Source organism: Streptomyces sp. NRRL B-24572, assembly GCF_002156145.1.
Taxonomy (GTDB): Bacteria; Actinomycetota; Actinomycetes; order Streptomycetales; family Streptomycetaceae; genus Streptomyces; species Streptomyces vietnamensis.
Genome location: NZ_MWIG01000398.1, coordinates 1 through 4,358 on the forward strand (window position 1 = coordinate 1; position 4,358 = coordinate 4,358).

Here is a 4,358-nt window from a genome sequence, read left to right on the forward strand (position 1 = left end):
CGCGCGCGGCCCGTCGCCCGGGCCTGCGCTCCTGTCTCCCCCCGCTCCAGCCCGGCCGCCGGCCGCACGCCTACGGCTCGGGTTGATGGGTGACGAACCACGATGCGGCCGAGGCGGTACGCGAGTGCGGCTCAAGACGATGCCTCCGGCGGGGGCGCTCAGGCTCCGGGATGGAGGGGGCTCGTGGGCGTCTGCCGGCAGGGTCGTAGTGGAGGTGGGGGCTCCCGTCCCGTCTGCCGTCGACCCAGGCAGACCCGCGCCTGCTCCACGGTGTGTGGGTCGACGGCAGACGGGACGGGAGCAGGACGCACTATGGCGGCGGCCGTCCCACAGCCGCCCGCAACCCCATGGGCCAATGTGAAACGTTCTGCCCCCAGCCCTTGCTGAATCGTCATAAAAGGGACACATTCACAGCCTGCGCCTCCTTCAGAACCCGAACCGTTTCGGATCAATACAAAGGAGATGCCGGCGGTTCGGAACCGTCCGTGCCCACAGGGAATGGCCCTCGCAGCTCCTCGCTGCGGGGCCTTTGGTGGTAGTGGCTGACGGCGGTCCCGCTCGGGGCTTCGGCGGTGCGTCTTGCTCTCGGTCCGCAGGGTGTCGCCCCGGACCTGGTGGGCCGGGGCGATCGGCTCTAGCGGACGACGACGTTGTGGGCCGGGATGATCGTGGGCTGTACGTCGGCGTGGCCGAGGTCGGTCAGGATCGGGCCGAAGGTCTTCGCGTGGGTTTCGAGGGCCTCCATGCTCTCCCAGACCTCGGTGACGCGGAATCCTCCGTCGACCGGGCCCGCCGCGTGGGAGATGAGGCCTGGGTTCGGCAGGTCCGCGAACTGTGTGAAGCCCTGTCCATCGGTCACGCGGTCGATGACCGCGTCGTAGAGCTCCTGTCCGGCGTCGGGGAACTCGAAGGTGACGATGATGGCCATGTGGATGCCCCTCTCTCGGTCCGCCGCGTGGCTGCGGCAACGCCCGCGAGCCTAGCCGTAAGTAATCGACCGAGTTCTCAGAGTGAGGGGATGCCCCTCTGGCGGGTGATGTTGCGACTCGTGTGGCGAGTTGCCGCTGTCGGACGTAAGGGTTGTCTTTTTGGTGGGGTCGGTGAGGGCGTGGACGGGTGGGGCGGGTGTGATCGGATGAGGGGATGAGCACTCTGTACTTGTTTGCCGGCGCCGCCGAACCCGTCTTCGATATCGCCCGTGTCATCGAGGGCGCACAGGCCGACGGATGGGACGTCTGTCTTGGGCTCACCCCTACGGCGGCCCGTTGGCTCGCCGGGTCGCTCGACGGGCTCGCCGTGCTCACCGGGCATCCCGTGCGCTGGGACTACGAACTGCCCGGTGAGCCGGGCGCGTGGCCGGAGGCCTCGGCGGTTCTCGTCGCGCCGGCCACCTTCAACACGGTCAACCAGTGGGCGCTCGGGATCGTGGACGAGTTCGTCGTCGGGGTGGCCGCGGAAGGGATCGGCAAGGGGATCCCCATGGTGGCCGTGCCGTGTCTGAGTGCCGCCTACGCCCAGCACCCGCAGTTCGAGCGGTCCGTGGAGACGCTGCGCGGGGTCGGGGTCTCGGTGTTGTACGGGGAGGGCGAGCCGGAGTGGGGGGACGCGGCGCGTTTTCCGTGGCGGTCCGCTCTCGATGCCGTGCGCGAGCGGGTCGTGGTCGGCTGAGAGTTGACGTGCACTCGTCCTTGCGGGTGTACTCCCGGCATGGCTGAGCTGGGGGACGCGCCCGAACCAGGGGTGCAGAGCGGTGAGATGACGCCGCAGCGGTACATCGAGACCAGGCTCGCGCAGTACCAGGGCTGGTACGACACCAAGGCGACCCGGATGAAGGCGATGCATCTGCGGATGCGGACCGTGTCCGTCGTCGGCGGGGCGCTGGTCCCGGTGTTCGTGAATCTGGACCAGGGGTTCGCCCGGGTCACCGCCACGGTGCTGAGCGTCGTGGTCCTCGCCGCCGTGTCGTTGGAGAGCGTCTACCGCTATCGGGAGCAGTGGAAGAACTACCGGTCCACCGAGCAGCTCCTCGGGCACGAGCGCGTCTACTTCGAGACCAAGGTCGGGCCGTACCACGGCCTGGGCAGGCGCGAGGCGTTCTCCGTTCTCGTCGCCCGCGTCGAGAAGGCCATCGCCAACGAGAACTCCGCGACCCTGAACGTCATGACCCTCGGCGGTCAGGTCAACTCCGATGTGCAGCAGCCGCAGCGCGGTGGCGGAGGCGGAGGCGGCGGTGGCGGGAGTGAGAGTGAGAGTGGGGTTCCTGCTGCTCGGGAGGAGAGCGAGGCCTCCTGAGCAGCAGGCCTGTGGGGCCCGGGGGCCGTCAGGCGCGGTGACCCGTCAGCACCACTTGTAGTCGACCCGCGTCGAGTTGTACGCGCACGTGTCGACGCTCGTGCCGTTCGACCGGCGCAGCGTCGCCGTGTCCTTGTCGTTGTTCCAGACGTACGCGGCACGGTTCTGGTACACGTTCGCGGAGGTGTTCGTGCCGCGGCCCGTGCGGACCGTCACGATCTTGCCCGCGCCGAGCGTGAAGCTGCCGAAGGTGTACTTGTGGCTCGCCGCGTCCGTCAGCGTCCAGCCCCGCAGGTTGACCGCCGAACCGGTCGTGTTGCGTATCTGGACGTACTCGGCGTTCAGGCTGCTGTTGGACCGGTTGTCCGTGCCCGGGCTGTCGTAGTAGATCTTGTAGAGGTGGACCGAGCCGGCGGCCTGCGCCTGCGAAGGAAGCAGCAGGATGCCGGAGGCGGCGGCCGCGGCCACGGCCGCGAGCGTGCGTACGCGAAGCATGAATGTCCCTCAGTTCTCTGCCGGGAGCCCGCCGATGGGCCCCGGCGGGCACACAGAATACGCACGCTCTTCACCTTTCCTGCACAAGTTCCGGCCAGTTGTCGGAAGCTCGGCCTAGACTCGGCGCATGGGCAGCGACTCGTTGCGGATCACCGTCCTCGGGTCCGCCACCCCCTTCCCCCGGCCGGGCAACGCCTGCTCCGGCTACCTCGTCGAGGGCGGCGGCGTCCGCCTCTGGGTGGACGCCGGGACCGGCACCCTCGCCGAGCTCCAGCGGTACGTGGCGCTCGGCGAGGTCGACGCCGTGTGGATCTCCCACCTCCACGCCGACCACAGTGCCGATCTCCTCACCTACTATTACGGGCTGTTGTACGCCGGGCTCGACGTTCCGCTGCCCGTGCCCCTCTTCGGCCCGCCCGGCATCGCCGATCGCCTCGCCGCCTTCCTGACGAACGGACCCGACCGCAGTCCCGTCGAAAAGGCCTTCGGCGTGCAGGAGTTGCACGACGGACACGTCGTACGCGTCGGGGGGCTCACCCTCCGGTCCCGCGCCGTCGACCACGGCGGTCTGCCCGCCTTCGCCCTGCGCGTGGAGGACGAGGGAGGGGCCTCCCTCGTGTACTCCGGGGACTGTGAGCCGTGTTCCTCCCTCGTCGAACTCGCCCTCGGATGCGATCTGTTCCTCTGCGAGGCCGACGGGTGCGTGCCCGGGCACCACTCGGCAGCCCAGGCCGGACGCAGTGCCGCCGAAGCCCGCGCCGGCCGCCTCGTCGTGACCCACGTCGGCCCGGGGACCGACCCGGCGGACGCCGTCGCCCGGGCCGCCGCCGAGTTCCCCGGCGACGTCGTCCACGCCGACCCCGGCATGCGGTTCGAGGCCGTTGCTACGCGTCGAAGTCGTACTCCAGGACGTACGACGACGAGTCCAACGTCATCTCGTTGAGCTCCACCGCCATCCCCGGTCCCGTGAACGCCGTGCGGCCGATGAGGACCACCGGCGTCCCGAACTCCAGGGACAACCGGTCCGACTCCTCCGCCGTCGGCATCCGGCAGCGGATCTCCTCCCGGAACCGCACCGGCCGGTGTCCCAGCTCCGTGAGCCGCGCGTAGGTGCCGCCGGGACCCGTGTCCGGTTCGGTGATCGGCGTACCCCGTACCAGCTCGGCCGAGAGGTACGAGACCGAGAGCAGCACCGGCTTCGAGTCGAGCACGAAGCGGCGGCTGCGGACGCAGACCGGCGCCCCGGGCGCCAGGTTCAGCATCTCCGCGACCCGGTCGCCGGCCTCCGTCTCGCCCACCTCGACCTGGTCGACGACCAGCTCCCGGTCCTCGATGTCCGCCGACCAGACCGAGCGGCCGCTGCCCCACTGCTCCCCGGCCAGCCGCGGGATGCCCCGGCGGCGCAGCGGGCGGAAGGCCCGGACGAAGACCCCGGCACCCTTGCGCGCCTCGGTGAGCCCTTCCGTACGCAGCACGGAGAGGGCCTGGCGAGCAGTCATGCGGGCCACATCGTAGGTCGTCATGAGGTCGTTCTCGCCGGGGAGACGATCGCCCGGCGCGAACGACCTCAT

Annotated in this window: 6 protein-coding genes; 3 read left to right on the forward strand and 3 right to left on the reverse strand. The window is 70.0% G+C overall.

Features of this window, described 5'->3' with window-relative positions; genetic code table 11:
- Window positions 1-634: 634 nt before the first annotated feature.
- Window positions 635-928 (reverse strand): hypothetical protein, encoded by a 294-nt coding sequence (locus CCN56_RS23215; protein ID WP_041129037.1) that lies wholly within the window; start codon window positions 926-928, stop codon window positions 635-637.
- 215 nt (window positions 929-1,143) lie between these two features.
- Between CCN56_RS23215 and CCN56_RS23220 the strand changes: the two genes are divergently transcribed.
- Both CCN56_RS23220 and CCN56_RS23225 read left to right on the forward strand, forming a co-directional pair.
- Entirely contained in the window at window positions 1,144-1,668 is a 525-nt protein-coding gene (locus CCN56_RS23220) for a flavoprotein (protein ID WP_086829654.1), read from the forward strand.
- 39 nt (window positions 1,669-1,707) lie between these two features.
- Window positions 1,708-2,292: a DUF4231 domain-containing protein gene (locus tag CCN56_RS23225; protein ID WP_256962102.1), complete on the forward strand. Its 585-nt coding sequence runs from the start codon at window positions 1,708-1,710 to the stop codon at window positions 2,290-2,292.
- Window positions 2,293-2,337: 45 nt separating this feature from the next.
- On the opposite strand, the gene CCN56_RS23230 is transcribed toward CCN56_RS23225, so the two are convergent.
- Entirely contained in the window at window positions 2,338-2,787 is a 450-nt protein-coding gene (locus tag CCN56_RS23230) for a lamin tail domain-containing protein (protein WP_086829656.1), read from the reverse strand.
- 127 nt (window positions 2,788-2,914) lie between these two features.
- Here CCN56_RS23230 and CCN56_RS23235 point away from each other — a divergent pair, with 127 nt between their 5' ends.
- Complete coding sequence (locus CCN56_RS23235) at window positions 2,915-3,730, forward strand: MBL fold metallo-hydrolase (RefSeq protein ID WP_086829658.1); 816 nt, start codon at window positions 2,915-2,917, stop codon at window positions 3,728-3,730.
- Here the strand turns inward: CCN56_RS23235 and CCN56_RS23240 are convergent.
- Window positions 3,672-4,358, reverse strand: a 687-nt coding sequence (locus CCN56_RS23240) for a GntR family transcriptional regulator (RefSeq protein WP_086829660.1), incomplete at its 5' end; no start/stop codon positions are given. The two genes, CCN56_RS23235 and CCN56_RS23240, sit on opposite strands and share 59 nt — an antisense overlap.